A 17624-nucleotide genomic window follows, 5' to 3' on the forward strand; every position below is an offset into this window, starting at 1 on the left:
TTGCATAATAAAAAACCCCTTAAGCAGAGGGGTTTTTAACTGATCATGTCTTTGTATCGTTGTTCGAGGACAAAGTCTATCATTCCGGTGATACGGATGTTTTCAGCGTTCTTTGTAAAGTGAGGAATGGAGTGCAAAGGCCCTTTTTGGTACAGTTTCAGCAGTTTTATTAGATATATTAAGCCCCTGGCGAATAAAAAAAGCAGGAGATACGGAAGCAGGCGGGGAACATGAACATAGCTGACTTGACCTGAGAAAAGTGCAGTCAGAAACATAGCAATAACGCTTCCGATAAAAATCCATTTCATAAAATCAAATAATGAGGAGTCAGGTTTGGAAAACTGATTTTTCAGCTTGAATAACTTCTCAGTATCTTGTTCTTCAAGACATTTCATCAGTTCTTCATCATTTTTACAAGAGCTAATCTGCTTCATGCTTTCTTCGAGTGTATCATCACTTTGTTTACCGCCCGCTAAAGAAGCCAGTGTACGATATTTCTTTTCCAGATTTGTATTTATCATATTTATAACCCGGAAGGAGTAAGTGTTTCTTCTTAAGCGGCTGTCAGGTAACCGGTCTTTCTTTTCGCGCGAAAAAAACATATAAAACGCGACAATACATCCGATTGTAAACAGTGAAAACACTGCCGGCAACAGATCAGATAAAATGGGAACAGGTATGAGTGTTTTGACTTGAATAAACAAGAATGAAGTGAAGATCAACGCCATCACTATACAGCAAAAAGCAATCTTCATGAGCATTTGAAAAGGAAGAGCCGGAGCAGAGTAATAGTACTTTAAAAGACTGAGCGTATGTACATCCTGTTCAGCTAAAAAGTCCATCATTTCTTGTTCATTCTTACATTTTAACAATCTTTGTGCAGTTTGCTTTGCTGTGTTAAATGCGGATTGATTTTCATTCAATGAGTGAAACCTCCAAAAAAATAATAGGAATAAAACTGCATGAATAAGATATTCATGCAGTTTTTCTTTGATTAGTAGAGATCAGTCATATAAGCGTAAAGGGCTAGTAAAACTGCGGCGAATTCAGTTACCGCTTCTACTGTTTTATTCTCGGTCGGTTTTTCAACAGTAAGGATCTTAGAGGAGAAATAGAAAGCAGACACCCCTGCAACAATAACGAGGCCTGAAGGGAGAAGATCCCAGTCCTTCGCTAATTCACTTTCTGCAGCTGAAACCGGTACACCTTTATACGTTTTAATTCTAAACGTAAACATGGTCGTAAGTCCAGTTGTGGACCCATCGGCAACTGGAATGTCAGGTGTATAGATTTTAATTGAAACATCTAATGATTGAGCAGATGGGGTCACTGCCATTTCCAGATAACCGTTTCTTACAGATAGGCTCAGATTGTCTAATAAATTTTGATAAGAACGGATGTCTGAAGCCGTAAGTATTGTTTGTGTATCTCCCAGTAAACCAGTAACATAAGCCCCGGGCTTTCCATTCGTTATTGTCATTGTATTAGCAGACCCCTCACTTGGGATCGTATACAGAATTGAAGTAGACAATAAGATATCTAAAGTTGGAGAGGCTAAAATGGTTTCGGTTGTACCGAATTCGAACATCATATTGGCCAGACCAGATGAATTTTCCAATGCTGGAATTGTTGACAGAATATTGGTTAATGTGTTTAGTCTTGCATCATACACAGGATCAGAAGGCGGATGGACGCTGCTTGCACCCGAGTCTTTTCCGGAGTATCCGTCTTTGTCAATGGCGACTTTTCCCGCTCCGCTTCCGATCGTTCCTTCATAAAATTGATCAAAAGCCCAGTTTTTCGGCATCGGGTATCCGAGGTTTCCGCTGAATCCGGTCGACATGTTAGCCGTAAAGCTATATTTGGTCAGACCTGCTTCTGACGTCCGGATACAAATGTTTCTCGGTCCGTATACACCGATTTCATATTTCGGCGCAGTTGAGAACGCCTGCATTTTCATAAAAGCTGACTTGATTTCTTGAAAGTAAGGGATGATTTTATCTGTGACTTCATAATCATACGCATCGAAATCGACGGCAAAGTAAATGGTCGTTCCTGACGGAAAGCCTAATCTTCGGGCGGCTGATGCAGCGCTGTACGCATCTCTCGTTCCTTGGTCTTTTACAAAATAAGAAGATTCATAGCCGCCGTCCTGATAAATCGGAAACACGCTTAAGCCGGCATGGAAAATCGCGGAAAGTTCTTTTGACGTTAACGCTTTCGATGTCAGTCCGCTGCTTGTCCGCACATTCCCGGTCAGATATCTTCCCACGATCTTATAGCCATTCTCACGCAAAGTTTTAGCCGTATCTGCCGTCAAAATGGCAGCGGTGTCACAAGCTGAAGCAGCACGGGTTGTGTCGCCTGAGCTTGATAATAAAGCTTTAATCGTCGGCATGTCCGCATAACCAGTCTGCGGCAGGCACATAAACTTTTGGAAAGCTTTCACTGCCGATACAACTCCGACGCCGTATTTTCCGTCGAATTCACCGGGATCAAACGCTTCCCCATTACAGTAAAGCGCGTATTGAACAATCAAAACAAAGCCTGTCCGTGAATCGCCGGGAGTCAAGGTAGGGCATAAGCTGGTTGTTCCGTTTCCGAAAAATCCATTGGCGACGCTTGTGCTCATGCCTTCTTCTTTTTGCAGAGCATAAATGAGAGCCTTGTTTGTACCGCGGGCATATAAGCCGTCACAAGGCATCAAGCCGATGTAGTCATTGTAATCCCGGTTCAGGTTCTGCTGGATTTGGCGGATTCTTTTGTCGCCTCCCTCTACTAACCGAAAAGCGCTCATATCCAGCAAGGCTTTCATAATGAGTGCCGTGACGATGCCGTCTTGCTTAGTGAGCCCGGCCGCTTTTTGAAACTCTTTTACAGCGCTTTCGGTATTTTCATAGAAAACGCCTGAAAATCCGCCGGGGTTAAAACCTTTACACCACAGCGCCCCTTGCAGAATGTAATTCATGTTTGTCGGCTTAGAATCGGGAGCCTGCTTTTTCAACGGTTTAAACAATCTTTGTGTCGTCGGTCCGAAGTTATCGGCAGGTTCTGAAATACCAAGCTCAATTTGAAGCGCCCGTGTCAGACCGTAAATGGTATCCCAGCCCGTTTTTCCGTTTTCCGGCACCTTGTTGTACCCGTGTCTGCCTTTGTACGTCTCATTCAGCCATTGTTGTGTTTCCAGGACCATTTCGTCCATTGCAATCCCTCCATTGCGTGTAGTGTGCGTTCATTCATAGGTGGCAAACGTATGACAGCTTGTCATGGGTTTATGAGTTTGTTCAAGCAGGGACAGCCCCATCATACAGCTGCAGCACAAACGCTGAAAGAGGTATTGATAGGAAAAGACCTCGCTATGACAATTGATACAAAAACAACAAAATGAATAGCGGCTTAAAGTAACTTTATCACTTAATCAAAAATAACAAGAATCATAAGTAGTAGTCATATAGTCATTTCAAGGGCTGTTCACATCTCTTCCTGCGGTCAAAATGGTTAGTTGGACGGATTTATGATTGGCTATATTGTCATTAACATAAATAGGGTAAATAGTTACAGGAAGGAAGGATTTTCTCGATGAAAAGCAAAAAGATTTTTAAGTCGCTCATCATTATTTTTACTCTTTTAATCAGCGGAATTGGTTTTATGGGTTTTTCTTCTCCGCAAAAAGCAGAGGCTAAAGACTGGCTTCATACTTATAAAAGCGGGTATTTCACTAACTATGTGATCAATACATATCACCCTAAATTCACTAAAACGACAAAAAAGTACAGCTTGAGAGCCGTGACTTTTAAATCCAACAGTAAAGGGAAGGGCACGTATAAAATATACGTCCAAAAGCAAGTCAACGGCAAAGGTGCCTGGAAAACAATCAAAACCGCCAATGCAAAGAAAAACGGAACGACTTATTTTGAAACACCTTCGTTAAAAAAAGGAGATTCATACAGATTTAAATTGGTCAATCAGGGTTCGAAAAAACGTGTCAATTATAGTGCAAGATGGATTGTATTCGCTTCATAATGCCGATTTTCCGGTCTATAAAGTTTTAGCTGCTGCAGCTGCGGCAGCTTTTTATTTTCTCCGGAGCTCAACCGCCAGGGATCCCGCACCTGTCTCTTCGGGCGTACGTTTGTATTCACCGCATCATTCTGGATTATGCGGAAAGGTACATCGCTTCAATGATAAGCCAATCCCGGGTTCTTTTGATTCGTTTGAAAATGTTCTGATATAAAAAAGGCGTGCCGCGGTGTAAAATGGCTATATTGATAAATATGGAGGTTGAGATGGATCAAGATTATATGACTGAGCTTGTCTCAGTCCAGCTGAAGAAAATCCGGTCGGAGAGAGGCTACACACAGGAGAAAATGGCGGATGTGATCGGCCTTTCTAAAAAGTCGCTGGTGCAGATTGAGAAAGGGCGGGCGCTTGCGGAATGGCCGCACGTTGTGGCGGTTTGCGCGCTTTTCAGATCAAGTGAAACACTGCAATCCGTATTAGGAGATGATCCGCTGGAGGTCATTGAAACGGTTGCTCACCGCACAATTGACAGGCCGAAGGGGAAGACGATGGGCGGCAAGGTGTGGTGGAAAGCCATCGAGAAAAAAGGCGAGTTCCGCTTGCAGCAGCATTTGATTTCCCACCATTACCGTATCCTTGATTCCTATGATGATCTGTGGTTCAGCAGTTTTGAAAAGGCAGAGGCTTTGGAGCGGCTTGATGAGCTGTTTTTGGAGGCGGAAGAAGCGAAGCGCTGAGCACCTCCGGTTGATGTATTTTCTGACAAGTGGGAAAATATATATAAATTCCAGCCAAAGGAGAGATTCTAATGAAGCCTGAAGATATCGTCCGAAGCGGCCCGAATCAGTACATATGCAAGGAAGGAATCGCAAAAGAGCTTCCGGGGCTGCTGGAGACATTCAGAAAACCCGTTATTGTGACCGGAATCAAATCCTATCAGGCGTTCTCCGATTACGGCGGCGGTTCTTCCTGGGATGTGATTCAGCATAAAGGATACTGTTCACCTGAGGCGGTGCGTAAGGTCTGTGAGCAGGCGGAAGACGCGGATGTGATCATCGGTATCGGAGGCGGCACGATTTTGGATTTGGCAAAAGCGGCGGCAGACCGGCTTGATATAGAGGCTGTGATGGTTCCTTCCATTGCGGGGACGTGTGCGGCAAGTACGCCGTTAAGTGTCATGTATGATGAGAGCGGCAATTTTATCAGAGTGGATTATCATAAGCGTTCAAGCTATTTGACGCTTGTTGATCCGCTGTTTTTACTTTCCTCTCCCATTGAATATATGAAAAGCGGGATCGGTGATACGCTGGCGAAATGGTATGAGGCTGAGGCGGTCATCAGAAATACGGAGGAGGCGGCGCCGCTGATGGCGCAGGCGGGGCTGAGACAGGCGGAATATATCCGTAATCTGTTATTGCGTTACAGTGAAGCGGCCGTCGGAAGCATGGAGAAAGGCGAGCTGTCCGTGCCGTTCATCCATACGGCGGAAACGATCATTATGCTTGCGGGAACGGTCGGCGGGTATGGCGGCCGTTTGTGCAGGATGGCAGGGGCGCATGCGGTCCACAACGGACTCAGTTTTCTTCAGGAGACACATCAGGTGCTGCATGGCCAGAAGGTTGCTTACGGCATATTGGTGCAGCTCGCGCTCGAGAATCGGAGACCTGAGATTGAGGAGCTGCTTCCGTTTTACCGCCGGCTCGGTTTCCCTGTCAGCCTCTGTGATCTCGGCATCCTTGACAACCATGAGGAAGCCAAGCGCCGCATCGCTTCTCACGCCTGCCGGGCGGAAGAATCGTTATGCTTAATGGGGCAATATCGCGAGAAGGACGTGTCAGCGGCGATTGAATCGCTCGAATCAGCGCAAAAGACAGGATAGAGCTTGTCATCTATCTTGTCTTTATTTTTTGAATATTTCCGTTATAATGAGTGGGGTATAGAAAGGGAGGGGCCAAAGGACATGTATCAGGCGAAGAAGATGTTGTTATTAGGATCAGGCGAGCTGGGGAAAGAAGTCGTCATTGAAGCGCAGCGGCTCGGGGTTGTCACTGTAGCCGTTGACAGCTATGAGCATGCTCCCGCCATGCAGGCCGCGCACAAAAGCTATGTGATTGATATGCTTGGCAAAGCGCAGGTCAGAGAAGTCATTGAGAAAGAAAAACCGGACTTGATCGTGCCGGAAGTGGAAGCCATTGCGACGGATGAGCTGCTGAAGCTTGAGGAAGAAGGTTTTCACGTCATTCCGAATGCGCGTGCGGCAAAGCTGACGATGGACCGTGAAGGCATCAGACGGCTTGCGGCAGAGACGCTTCATCTTCCGACTGCCGGCTATGAATTCGCGAATACATATGAAGAATTTAAAGAAGCGGCGGAAACAATCGGCTTTCCGTGCGTGGTAAAGCCGCTGATGAGCTCTTCCGGAAAAGGGCAAAGCGTGTGCCGCTCGGCTTCCGGGCTGAAAAGCTGCTGGGACATGGCGATGGAAGGCGGCCGGGTGAAAAACGGCCGGGTCATCGTTGAGGAATTCATTCCGTTTGAATCAGAAATCACTCTTCTGACAGTGCGCGCGGCGAACGGTACGTCCTTTTGCGCGCCGATCGGACATGAACAAAAAGACGGTGACTATATTGAATCATGGCAGCCTCATCATATGACGGAACAGCAGATTGAAGAGGCGAAACACATTGCGAAAAGCATTACGGACGAGCTCGGCGGATACGGTTTGTTCGGGGTGGAGCTTTTCCTTACTGAAGATAAAGTATATTTCAGCGAGGTGTCTCCCCGTCCGCATGATACGGGGCTCGTTACGCTTGTGACGCAAAATTTGTCGGAGTTTGCGCTGCATGTCCGCGCGGTATTGGGATTCCCGATTCCGGAAATCACTCAGCTGTCGCCGGGGGCAAGCCGTCCGCTGAAGGCGCCAAAAGAGCTTGCTGATTATGCGGTTGAAGGTTTGGAGAAGGCTTTGGCGGTAAAAAGCACTCAGGTCCGCGTATTCGGTAAACCCGTCACGAAAGTCGGACGCCGTATGGCGGTTGCGCTTTCTGCAGCCGGGACCGTTGAAGAGGCCAGAGAAAGAGCGGCCGAAGCACTCAGTCATTTATCAATTACATAAAATGATCTTAAAAGGTGTTTTTACCGTAATGGTAAGGCGCCTTTTTTGTTTGGACAGACTATATACTGGAAAACGGGGTTGTGAGATAATGTATGGGCCGCTTTGTATCAGTCAGACTTTTCAACTCTTGAAACTTTTTATGTCCGCAATCGTTATATGTAATGTTCTCATTTCACAGAGAAGGAAATAACAATACATCATACGGCTTTTCATTCATCAAGAACGGACAATCCGGACCGCGGCATGGAATATTTAAGCAGGGTAATCCGGAATAGAGGAAACCATGATTGCTTACCTTAATATGAACGGCAAAAAACAAAAATCACCAGATTAGATTGTTCAAATAACACCAAATGCTGTATAATAAAAGAATTTGAATGATAGCATTGAAAGAGTTTCATTTTATGTTTCCGTAAAATGGAGTCTTTATGCATACGCAGTCCGATTTGATATGGTTTTAATTGGAGGTTTGTGTAAACTGTGAATTATATACCTAGTATGATTACAATTGGAAATTTTATTTGCGGGCTCTTATCGATTCATTCCCTTTTGTATCATAATATACACTCTGCGGTGATCTTTATTTTCACCGGGATGTTTCTTGATTTCTTTGACGGTTTGGCCGCCCGTAAGCTGAACGCGGTATCGGAGATGGGAAGAGAGCTTGACTCCTTTGCTGATCTCGTGACGTTCGGCGTAGCGCCGTCCATGCTCGCTTACAGTGTTTCACTATATACGATTCCGTTCATCGGAATTTTAATCGCGCTTTCCTACAGCATCTGCGGGATGATCCGTCTTTCCAGATTTAATATTGAACAAAGCAAGCTGCCGACGTTTATCGGGATGCCTATTCCGTTTGCGGGTATGTGTCTTGTCATTTTGAGCTTTATCAATAACGCTTTTCTTCTGGGGGCGGGAACGATCGCGCTCGGTTATTTAATGGTCAGCAACATTAAATTTCCGCACTTTAAAAAACAGGCGCCTGAAAACCTGGAGAGCAGAAGATGGAATTAGTTCAGCAATTAATATCCGATTACGGATATATCGCAATTTTTCTTATGCTGACACTCGGAATTATCGGATTGCCTATTCCGGATGAAGTCATGATGACGCTTGTGGGCTACTTCGCTCATTTAAACGTGCTGAATTACGGGCTCTCCATTCTGGTCAGCTTTATCGGAGCGCTCCTTGGGATGATTATCAGCTACTTCATCGGCAGAAAAGCCGGCCGGCCGTTTATTAATAAGTTCGGGAAATGGGTCGGCCTGAAGGAAAAGAGGATGGAGAAAGTAGACAGGTGGATGAAGAAGTACGGGCCGTACACCATTATTTTAGGTTATTTCATCCCCGGCATCAGACACGTGACCTGCTACTTTTCCGGAATCGGCAGAATGGAATTCAAAACCTACTTATGCTTCGCCGCCATCGGAGCGTTTTTATGGTGTTTTATTTTTATTACTATAGGAAAATTCATAGGAGTAATCAATGTTTAATACTGCCGCTAAAGTTCTTTATCGTTCATTGATTGAACTGACTAATAATCGATTGACGTCTTATCTCATTAAAAACTTCTGTGAATCGAAACTGAGCAAGCCGGTGATTCCGCTGTTTTCCAAACACTATCGCATCAACTGGAATGAAACGGAACGCACGGCTTCTGACTTTGATTCACTGGCGTCATTTTTTATTCGTGATATTAATTTGAATCTCCGCCCCGTGGCAAAAGAGAAGAACGCCATCGTCAGCCCGGTGGACGGCGTCGTTCAGACGGTGGGCATGATTAATCCCAATCAAACTTTCATGGTAAAAGGGAAGGATTATTCGTTCGCCGAACTGACGGGGTTTAAAAGCGCCGATCACAAGTATAACGGCGGGTGTTTTGCCGTGCTTTACCTGAGCCCGAGACATTACCACCGCTTCCATTCTCCCGTCAGCTGCACGTATCAGAAGCTGGCCGAGCTGGGGAAACGCTCCTATCCCGTTAATACGATGGGGTTAAAGTACGGGAAAGATGTGCTCTCAAAAAATTACCGTTATGTGTACGAGCTGACCCGTGCTGATCAGCAGATGCTCATGATTCCGGTAGGTGCGATGAATATTAACTCGATCGTTCAGACAAACACCGGAAACAGGCTTGAGACGGGGGAAGAGCTGGGCTATTTTTCATTTGGATCGACCGTTATTTTAGTATTCGAGAAAGATATGTTTACCCCTTCGGATAACCTGACTGAAGGCCGTGAATTACAGGTCGGCCAGATCATCGGTTATGCGGAGTCACAGGAGGAGGCGTCCGCTTTATAAAAGCTGCTCCTCTTTTTTATATGGTGTAAGGAAGTGAACATTATGGAAGAAAAGGATTTGGCAAAGCTGATAGAGCAGTACCAGCATACAGGGGATCAGCAAATTCTTGAAGCCGTGCGGGACGCATGCCGGCCTGTCATTGAGGCGCTCATCTCAGAACTGGCTGAAGACAGCGCCGATCTTCTGCGGACAAAAGGCCGTGAACGTTTTCCGTTTATTATCGGCAAGTATCAGACCGCGGCCGGCCTTTCGCTTGAGACCTTTTTGCGCAATACGTATCGGTTTTATTTTCAGCAGGTTTTAAAAGGCGAAGCGTGACTGGAAGAAAGAGTACGGACGGAAATGTTCATCTTTCGCCCGTTTTCCTGTATGATATAGTAGAGTGTGCGATCATTAATATAATTGAACAGGGTGTATAAATCATGGAAAAACAATATAGAGTTTTACTTTATTATAAATATGTAAAGATTGATGAGCCTGAGGAGTTCACGGCTCAGCATTTGAAGTTTTGTAAGGAGCTCGGTCTGTTAGGCCGTATTTTGATTTCTGAGGAAGGCATTAACGGTACGGTGTCCGGAACGGTTGAACAGACGGATCAATACATGAATGCGCTGAAAGCTGATCCGCGCTTTGCCGACATGCCGATCAAAATTGACGAGGCTGACGGACATGCATTCCGCAAAATGTTTGTGCGCCATAAAAAAGAATTGGTGACGCTTCGTCTCGAAGATGATGTTGATCCGAATGTCACGACGGGCAAGCATTTGAAACCGAAAGACTTTTATGAGCAAATGCAGGACCCTGACACGATCGTGATCGACGCCAGAAACGACTATGAGTATGATCTCGGTCATTTCCGCGGAGCGGTCAGACCTGATATTGAGGCGTTCCGTGAGCTGCCGGACTGGATTGAAGAGCACAAAGACATGCTTGAAGGCAAAAAAATCCTCACGTACTGCACAGGCGGCGTACGCTGTGAAAAATTTTCCGGCTGGCTGCTGAAGAAGGGCTTTGAAGACGTGTCCCAGCTTGACGGCGGTATCGTCACTTACGGTAAAGATCCTGAAGTGAAAGGGCAGCTGTGGGACGGACAGTGCTACGTGTTTGACGAAAGAATCAGCGTACCGGTCAACCGCGTAGAGCACGTCATCATCGGAAAAGATTATTTCACGGGCGAGCCGTGCGAGCGTTATGTGAACTGCGCAAATCCGGCATGTAATAAAAAAATGATCTGCACACCTGAGAATGAATACAAATACATGCGCAGCTGCAGTCACGAATGCCGTACGAACGAACGCAACATGTATGTGAAAGAGCACGAAATGACTCAGGAAGAAATCAATGAACGCCTTGCTTTGATTGAAAAAGAGGATCATGCGGCGATTGATTAATAGAAAAGACCACCAATGAGGTGGTCTTTTTTGTGTTTACATACTTTCTGTCCGGGCGGTCTGGTCTGCCGTGACGGGTCCTTTATACTTGAATGCTTTTTCCCACTTGGACACGACGATGCAGGCGACTGCATGGCCGGGCACGTTGACGCCGGTCCTCGCCATGTCCATGACGCGGTCGACACCGGCAATGATGGCGACGCCTTCCGCGGGGAGACCGACGGCATTCGCTGTCGCCAGAAGCACGACGAGTGAGCCTGACGGGACGGCGGCAATGCCTTTGCTTGTCATCACGAGGACAAGCATCATCAGAAGCTGCTGAGAAAGCGGCATCTCCACATGAAACGCCTGCGCCAGGAAAATACAGGACACCGATAAATAGAGGCTTGAGCCGTCACAGTTCAGCGATAAACCTGACGGAACCACAAAGGAGACGACCCGCTTCGGACAGCCGTATTTCTCCATCCGATCCATCAGCTGAGGCAGAATGGTTTCTGTGCTTGTCGTGGAGAAAGCGATCAAAAACAGATCCCAAATCATTTTCAGCACTTCAAAGTACTTGATTTTAAAGATAAGCCCCACGATCGGAAACAGAACGAAGAGTATCAGGAACAGCCCAAGGAACACAGTGCCGATCAGCTTCAGCATCGGAAGCAAAAGCGCGATTCCGAATTGCCCGACAGAGGCGGCCATCAGGGCGAGAACGCCGATCGGAGCGGTGACCATCACCATCTGCGTCAGTTTGAACATAATATTTGCCGTGGATTCGAAGAAACTCATGACAGGTGCGGAGGCTTTGCCGATGCCGGCTGCGGCAACACCGAATAAAATCGCGAAAAAAATGACGGCGAGAAGATCGTTTTTCGCCATGACGTCAATGATGTTAACGGGGATAATATCAAGAAGCATTTGTTTCAGGTCGACTACTTTTTCCGTATAGCCGGAAAGCTCGTGAATATCTTTTTTAGCAAGATGAGAGAGGTTAAGTCCGACTCCCGGCTTCAGCACGTTCGCCAATAACAGACCGAGCGCCAGAACAAGCGTCGTAATCACTTCGAACCAAATAATCGTTTTGATGCCGAGACTGCCCATTTTTTTCATACTGCCGCTGCCGGCGGCTCCGATGACAATGGTTGAAAACACGATCGGCACGACAATCATTTTAATCAGGCGGATAAATCCGTCTCCGACGGGCCGCAGCGCCATCCCGAAATCCGGGAAGAAATGGCCGATCAATGCTCCGATGGCTAAAGCGATCAAAATCTGGAATGCGATAAATTTTTTCAAGCGAATCCCCCTTTTACTTGCGCATTTCATACGTAATTCGTGAAGCAGGCGGCAACCACCTTCCTATCCGCCATAAATTTGTCACATTATTGACTGTGCGAAAGAAAGGATTGCTTTACATTATGTAAGCGCAATCATTTAATATGACAGAAAGTCCGCATTGAAAAAAATGAAGGAGAATAAAATAAAGTTAGATTTTCGATTGAAAATATCAAAAATTGTGATAATTATTCTCTTATAAGTGGTATATTTGATATGATACGGTCAACTGCATTCTCATATATCTGTGCATACAAGATTCGGGACAGAAAAAACATGCAGCCCAGAAAAGACTGAAAATTTAAACAATTATAAGAAAGGTGTGCTTTTGTTGAATCAACTGATTGAAAGACGTAAGGTCACAGCTAGAAAAGAAAAACCGGATTCCGCTTCATTGGGATTTGGCAAGTACTTCACAGATTACATGTTTGTCATGGATTACGAAGAGGAGAGAGGGTGGCATGATCCGAGAATCACACCTTATGAACCGGTCCATCTGGATCCTTCCGCATCGGTTTTCCATTACGGGCAGGCCGTATTTGAAGGGCTGAAGGCTTACAGGTCAGAAGACGGACGGGTGTTGATGTTTCGTCCTGACCAAAATATAAAACGGCTGAATAAATCGTTACGGCGGATGAGCATGCCGCCTCTTGACGAGAAGCTGGCGCTGGAAGCATTGATACAATTGGTGGAGCTGGAGCAGGAATGGATACCGATAGAAAAAGGAACCTCTTTATATATCCGTCCGTTTGTGATTGCGACTGAGCCTTCTTTAGGCGTCCGGCCTTCAAAGCGTTACAAGTTCATGGTTGTTCTGACGCCGGTCGGTTCGTATTACGGCGATCAGCTGAAACCGATCCGCATTTATGTGGAGGATGAGTATGTGCGCGCCGTCACCGGCGGAGTGGGCGACGTCAAAACGTCCGGAAATTATGCGGCCAGCTTACAGGCTCAGCGGAAAGCCGAAGAACTGGGGTATGATCAGGTGCTTTGGCTCGACGGGGTGGAAAAGAAATATGCCGAAGAGGTAGGCAGTATGAATATCTTTTTCATCATAAACGGAGAGGCCGTAACGCCGGCGTTAAACGGAAGCATTCTCGGGGGCATCACACGCGCATCTGTGATAGAGCTGTTAAAAAGCTGGGGCATCCGTGTCAGGGAAGAACAGGTCGCCATTGATGACATCTATGAGGCTGCGATGAGAGGCGAGGTGTCAGAGGTATTCGGTACGGGAACAGCGGCCGTCATCTCGCCGGTCGGCGCGCTGCACATTCACGGAGAAACGATTGAGCTGAATAACGGTTTGATCGGTGAAGTGTCAGAAAGGCTCTATGAAACGATTGCCGGCATCCAAGTCGGGAAGGTGCGGGATTCGTTCAGATGGGTGGTTGAAGTATAAATGAAAAAAGAACCCTTGCGCTGCAGGGTTCTTTTTTTGGTTATTGGGATTTTACGGCTTGCACGCGGGCTCTGCTTTTCCGGTTTTTCAAGTAATAAGCGCTGTAGCAAACGGCCATAAATGCAATCCCGCAATAAAGGGCGATGGCCTGGTTCGGATCAAAAGCGATGCCGATACAGGAGGCGAGGCACAGGAGAAAGGCCGCTATCGGTACGGCCGGATATCCCGGCGTCCTGTATTTCAAGTCTGAAAGCTGGTGCCCTTCTGTAAGAAACCGTCTTCTGAACAAAAATTGCGATGCGGCGATGCTCATCCACACAGCCACTACCGCAAATCCTGAGACGGAGACGAGAACAAGATAGACTGTATCCGCTGCAACCACGCTTGACAACAACGACAGAATGCCGCCGATCATACTGAAGATCAGAGCGTTAAAAGGAATGCCTCTAGAAGTCAGTCTGGCAAAGGCGGGATGAAGCTCCCCTTCTTTAGACAGGGACCACAGCATACGTGATGACGCGTACAGCCCTGAATTGGCCGCAGACAGAAGCGCCGTTAAAATGACGAAATTCATCAGATCGGCCGCATAAGGCACGCCGACTCTGTCAAATACCGTGACGAACGGGCTTTCAATCACACCGGCTTCCTTGATGGAGATCATCCCTGACAGCACAAAAATCGTTCCGATAAAGAAAAGCGCCAGCCGCCAGACTGTGGTCTTAATGGCGCGCGGAACGGTTTTTTCCGGATCGGCGCTTTCCCCGGCGGCGATTCCGATCAATTCCGTCCCTGAAAAAGCGAAGTTTACTGAAAGCATTGTCATCAGTATCGGGAAAAAGCCATTTGGAAAAAGGCTGCCGCTATCCGTAAAGTTCGACAGCATAGGTGCGGCCTCACCGCTTTTCATCGGGACGATGCCGAACATCGCCGCTCCGCCCAATAAAATAAACAGTAAGATGGCTAAGACTTTAATGCTTGAGAACCAAAACTCCGATTCAGCAAAAAATTTCACGGAGAAGGCGTTTAATAAAAAGATGAGAAGAGCGAATACCGCACTCCACATCCAAACTGAAGTATGCGGGAACCAGCGCTGCATGAAAAGCCCGGCCGCCGTGAATTCAGAGCCCAGCGCCACCGCCCACGTCAGCCAGTACAGCCATGCGACCGTAAAGCCCGTCGCCGGCCCAATATAGGTTTTCGCATAAGTATGGAATGCGCCCGTCACGGGCATAGCTACTGACAGTTCACCAAGGCAAAGCATGACAAGATAGACGATGCCCGCGCCCAAAAGGTAAGCGAAAATGGTGCCCGCCGGACCCGCCTGATGAATGGTATACCCAGAGCTTAAAAACAGCCCCGTTCCGATCACACCTCCGAGTGATAGCATAAAGAGGTGTCTGCTTTTCATACTTCTCTGAAAATTCGTCTCGTTCTTGTTGTTCATTGTTTTCCAACTTTCTGCGAGGGCCGTTCTAATAAAAAATCTCATGCCGGCGAACGGCACGAGATTCCGGCGAACCGGCTTTTTGAATAGAATATACAAACTATTCCGATTAGTCAAGTTGTTTTTAAGGTCTTGGCCCAATCGGCAATGGCCTGAATGTCCGCAGGTTTCGTCCGGCAGCAGCCTCCGATCAGGCTCACGCCGTTTTCGTACCAGCTTTGCGCGCTTTTTCCGAAATGGTTTTCGCACGCTGCGCCTTTCCAGGTTTTTGTCACTGGGTCATATTGTTCGCCGGAGTTCGGATAGGCGATAATCGGTTTGGATGCTGACCGTTTGATTTCTTCTATCAGCGGCGGAATATGTTCAATCGGTGTGCAGTTGATGCCGATCGCTGCGATTTGGCTGCAGGAGTCAAGCAGGGCCGCGCATTCGGAAATAGGCGTGCCTTCGCTGATATGCCGTCCGTCTTTGGCGCTGAAGCTGATCCATGCATAAGTGCCGGGGAATTCCTCCAGCAGCCTTGTGATCGCTTTTGCTTCTGACAGGCACGGAATGGTCTCGCAGGCCAAAAGATCGGCGCCGGATTCTATGAGGGCTTTCATCCGGGGCCGGTGAAAGCTGATCAGCTCATCCTCCGTCAGTCCGTAATGGCCGCGGTATTCAGAGCCGTCAGCGAGGCTCGCGCCGTAAGGTCCGATAGAAGCGGCGACCAAAGGTTTGGGCCGGTGTGAACGGTTTTCTTCATGCGCCCAAAATTCATCGCGTGCTTGTGCGGCAAGTTCAACAGATGTCTGAATGAGACGTATCGCATCGGTTTCCGGGATGCCGCGCGCTGCAAATCCTTCGATTGTCGATTGATAACTGGCGGTGATCGCGCAATCAGCGCCGGCGGCAAAATATTCTGCATGCACCTGTTTGATCAGTTCTGGTCTCTCCAAAAGAATTTTGGCCGACCACAGATCGTCATGTAAATCACAGCCCATCCGCTCAAGCTCGGTTGCCATCGCGCCGTCTATGATCATTACCGGGTATTCATTTAATATTTGTGTAATGGGATTCATAGGCCTTCCTTTCTGACTTTACTGAAAATATATAAAAAGGGTAATGGACGCTTTTCTCTTTGTCAATGAACCGGCAGAAAAAAGGTGTTCAGGACGCTGCCCGAACACCTTTTGTTTAGGAAATGTGTTTGCCTTTCGCACTTTTCGCGATGTCTGAATACTCCCAGCATTCGATCCCGTCATCATCAGGGAGCACATCTCTGTAAAAGACGGGGTCCTTTCCGGCTTTCTTTTGCCGGACATAATCGCTCAAAGCGGCAAACGCTTTTTTCGACAGAAGGAAAATCGCGATTAAGTTCACGACCACCATTAAGCCCATGAACAAGTCAGCCATATCCCACACAAGCTGGACTTTGGAAATACAGCCGAACAGTACCATTCCGAGCACGCAGATGCGGTAAATGAACAGCCATTTTTTGTTCTGGCTTAAAAATCCGATATTGGTTTCTCCGTAATAATAGTTGCCCATCAGAGCGCTGAAGCCGAACAAAAGCATTAAGACGGCAAGGAAACCTGACGCCCACGCGCCGACATGGTCGCTCAAGGCGGCCTGAGAAAGCGCGATGCCGCTCAGTCCCGGCTGGTGATAAGCGTCTGAAAATAAAATGATAAGCGCCGTGCTTGTACAAATGACAAGCGTATCCGTCAGGACGCCGAATGCCTGAATGAGCCCCTGTTTCACCGGGTGGCTCGTCGTAGCTGTCGCCGCCGCGTTCGGAGCGCTTCCCATACCCGCTTCATTTGAGAAAATCCCGCGTCTTACACCTTGCATCAAGGCCGCACCTAAAGCGCCGCCCGCTGCCTGATCAATGCCGAACGCATTTTTTACGATTAGCGACAGAACGCCGGGCAATTGGGTGATGTTCGTCAGAATGACAAAGAAAGCGACACCGATATATAAAACGGCCAAAACGACTACAATGTATTCCGCCATTTTCGCAATTCGTTTGACGCCGCCGAAGATTACGCCGCCGAAAACCAAGATTAACATAATGCCCAATGTAAGCCGGCTGGTGCCGAACGCGTTTTGAAAGGCGACGCTGATCGTATTGGATTGAACGGAATTAAAAACAACCCCGAATGACAGTGTGATTAATACGGCGAACAGCGCGCCCATCCAGCGTTTCTTCAGGCCCTTTTCCATGTAATAGGCCGGGCCCCCGCGGAATCCGTTTTGATCTTTCACTTTATAAATTTGGGCCAGCGTGCTTTCAACAAAGCTTGAAGCCGAACCGATGACTGCGATAATCCACATCCAGAAAATAGCGCCCGGACCGCCGAGTGCGATCGCAATGGCGATTCCGGTAATATTCCCGGTTCCGACACGCGCCGCCATACTGATGCAAAATGCCTGAAACGGGGAAATGCTGTTTTTTGTCCGGGCGGCCGCACCTTCCTTCAAAACCCGGATCATTTCCTTCAGCATGCGGACTTGCAGACCCTTTGATCTGAACGTAAAAAACAGTCCCAGAGAAAGAAGCAGTACGATTAACAGTTTTGACCATAAAAAATCATTTGCCGAGCCGATTACATTTTCAAGGAATTCCTGCATCCAATCACCTCTTGG

Annotated in this window: 17 protein-coding genes; 11 read left to right on the forward strand and 6 right to left on the reverse strand. The window is 47.3% G+C overall.

Translation table 11 applies throughout. The features are described 5' to 3' along the window. Nucleotides 1-35: 35 nt before the first annotated feature. Nucleotides 36-923 carry a hypothetical protein gene (locus U2H13_RS01410; protein WP_021495312.1) on the reverse strand — a complete coding sequence of 296 codons (888 nt, stop codon included), beginning with the start codon at nt 921-923 and terminating at the stop codon, nt 36-38. Nucleotides 924-994: 71 nt separating this feature from the next. Then, nucleotides 995-3202, reverse strand: coding sequence for a glycoside hydrolase domain-containing protein (locus tag U2H13_RS01415; RefSeq protein ID WP_160216703.1), 2208 nt, complete (start codon nt 3200-3202; stop codon nt 995-997). 51 nt (nt 3203-3253) lie between these two features. On the opposite strand from U2H13_RS01415, the gene U2H13_RS01420 reads away from it, so the two are divergent. The 10 genes from U2H13_RS01420 to U2H13_RS01465 all read left to right on the forward strand — a co-directional run bounded on the left by U2H13_RS01420 (nt 3254) and on the right by U2H13_RS01465 (nt 10827). Then, nucleotides 3254-3388, forward strand: coding sequence for a hypothetical protein (locus tag U2H13_RS01420; protein WP_257722333.1), 135 nt, complete (start codon nt 3254-3256; stop codon nt 3386-3388). A 191-nt stretch (nt 3389-3579) separates the two neighbouring features. Next, entirely contained in the window at nt 3580-4023 is a 444-nt protein-coding gene (locus U2H13_RS01425) for a hypothetical protein (protein ID WP_007609154.1), read from the forward strand. A gap of 263 nt (nt 4024-4286) precedes the next feature. Then, complete coding sequence (locus U2H13_RS01430; protein WP_003156718.1) at nt 4287-4757, forward strand: helix-turn-helix transcriptional regulator; 471 nt, start codon at nt 4287-4289, stop codon at nt 4755-4757. A gap of 71 nt (nt 4758-4828) precedes the next feature. Next, the gene (locus U2H13_RS01435; RefSeq protein ID WP_021495309.1) at nt 4829-5899 is read left to right on the forward strand and encodes an iron-containing alcohol dehydrogenase family protein; all 1071 of its coding nucleotides are present in this window, start codon (nt 4829-4831) and stop codon (nt 5897-5899) included. Between the two features lie 81 nt (nt 5900-5980). Continuing rightward, the gene (purT, locus tag U2H13_RS01440) at nt 5981-7135 is read left to right on the forward strand and encodes a phosphoribosylglycinamide formyltransferase 2 (RefSeq protein ID WP_022552523.1); all 1155 of its coding nucleotides are present in this window, start codon (nt 5981-5983) and stop codon (nt 7133-7135) included. A 480-nt stretch (nt 7136-7615) separates the two neighbouring features. After that, the gene (gene pssA, locus U2H13_RS01445; protein ID WP_007409002.1) at nt 7616-8149 is read left to right on the forward strand and encodes a CDP-diacylglycerol--serine O-phosphatidyltransferase; all 534 of its coding nucleotides are present in this window, start codon (nt 7616-7618) and stop codon (nt 8147-8149) included. Further along, a complete protein-coding gene (locus tag U2H13_RS01450) occupies nt 8140-8628 on the forward strand; it encodes a DedA family protein (RefSeq protein ID WP_021495307.1) in 489 nt (162 codons plus the stop codon). Before pssA ends, U2H13_RS01450 begins: the two co-directional genes overlap by 10 nt. Continuing rightward, the gene (locus U2H13_RS01455) at nt 8621-9436 is read left to right on the forward strand and encodes a phosphatidylserine decarboxylase (RefSeq protein ID WP_021495306.1); all 816 of its coding nucleotides are present in this window, start codon (nt 8621-8623) and stop codon (nt 9434-9436) included. The genes U2H13_RS01450 and U2H13_RS01455 overlap by 8 nt, the downstream gene beginning before the upstream one ends. A 42-nt stretch (nt 9437-9478) precedes the next feature. Further along, nucleotides 9479-9754: a hypothetical protein gene (locus U2H13_RS01460; protein WP_022552524.1), complete on the forward strand. Its 276-nt coding sequence runs from the start codon at nt 9479-9481 to the stop codon at nt 9752-9754. Nucleotides 9755-9858: 104 nt separating this feature from the next. Further along, a complete protein-coding gene (locus U2H13_RS01465) occupies nt 9859-10827 on the forward strand; it encodes a rhodanese-related sulfurtransferase (protein WP_031378711.1) in 969 nt (322 codons plus the stop codon). 36 nt (nt 10828-10863) lie between these two features. On the opposite strand, the gene gltP is transcribed toward U2H13_RS01465, so the two are convergent. Next, on the reverse strand, nt 10864-12114 hold the full coding sequence (gltP, locus tag U2H13_RS01470; protein ID WP_007409006.1) for a glutamate-aspartate/proton symporter GltP: 1251 nt from the start codon (nt 12112-12114) through the stop codon (nt 10864-10866). Between the two features lie 370 nt (nt 12115-12484). Between gltP and U2H13_RS01475 the strand changes: the two genes are divergently transcribed. Then, nucleotides 12485-13552 carry a branched-chain amino acid aminotransferase gene (locus U2H13_RS01475; RefSeq protein ID WP_015416722.1) on the forward strand — a complete coding sequence of 356 codons (1068 nt, stop codon included), beginning with the start codon at nt 12485-12487 and terminating at the stop codon, nt 13550-13552. A gap of 40 nt (nt 13553-13592) precedes the next feature. Here U2H13_RS01475 and U2H13_RS01480 read toward each other — a convergent pair whose 3' ends face one another. From U2H13_RS01480 to U2H13_RS01490, 3 genes are all read right to left on the reverse strand, one after another. Next, complete coding sequence (locus U2H13_RS01480) at nt 13593-14996, reverse strand: amino acid permease (RefSeq protein ID WP_162131137.1); 1404 nt, start codon at nt 14994-14996, stop codon at nt 13593-13595. Between the two features lie 113 nt (nt 14997-15109). Further along, nucleotides 15110-16057 (reverse strand): homocysteine S-methyltransferase, encoded by a 948-nt coding sequence (gene mmuM / locus U2H13_RS01485; protein WP_014416816.1) that lies wholly within the window; start codon nt 16055-16057, stop codon nt 15110-15112. A 115-nt stretch (nt 16058-16172) separates the two neighbouring features. Further along, on the reverse strand, nt 16173-17609 hold the full coding sequence (locus U2H13_RS01490) for a sodium:alanine symporter family protein (protein WP_022552527.1): 1437 nt from the start codon (nt 17607-17609) through the stop codon (nt 16173-16175). Nucleotides 17610-17624: the final 15 nt, after the last annotated feature.

The organism is Bacillus sp. A1 (genome assembly GCF_042296235.1).
Taxonomy (GTDB): Bacteria; Bacillota; Bacilli; order Bacillales; family Bacillaceae; genus Bacillus; species Bacillus velezensis.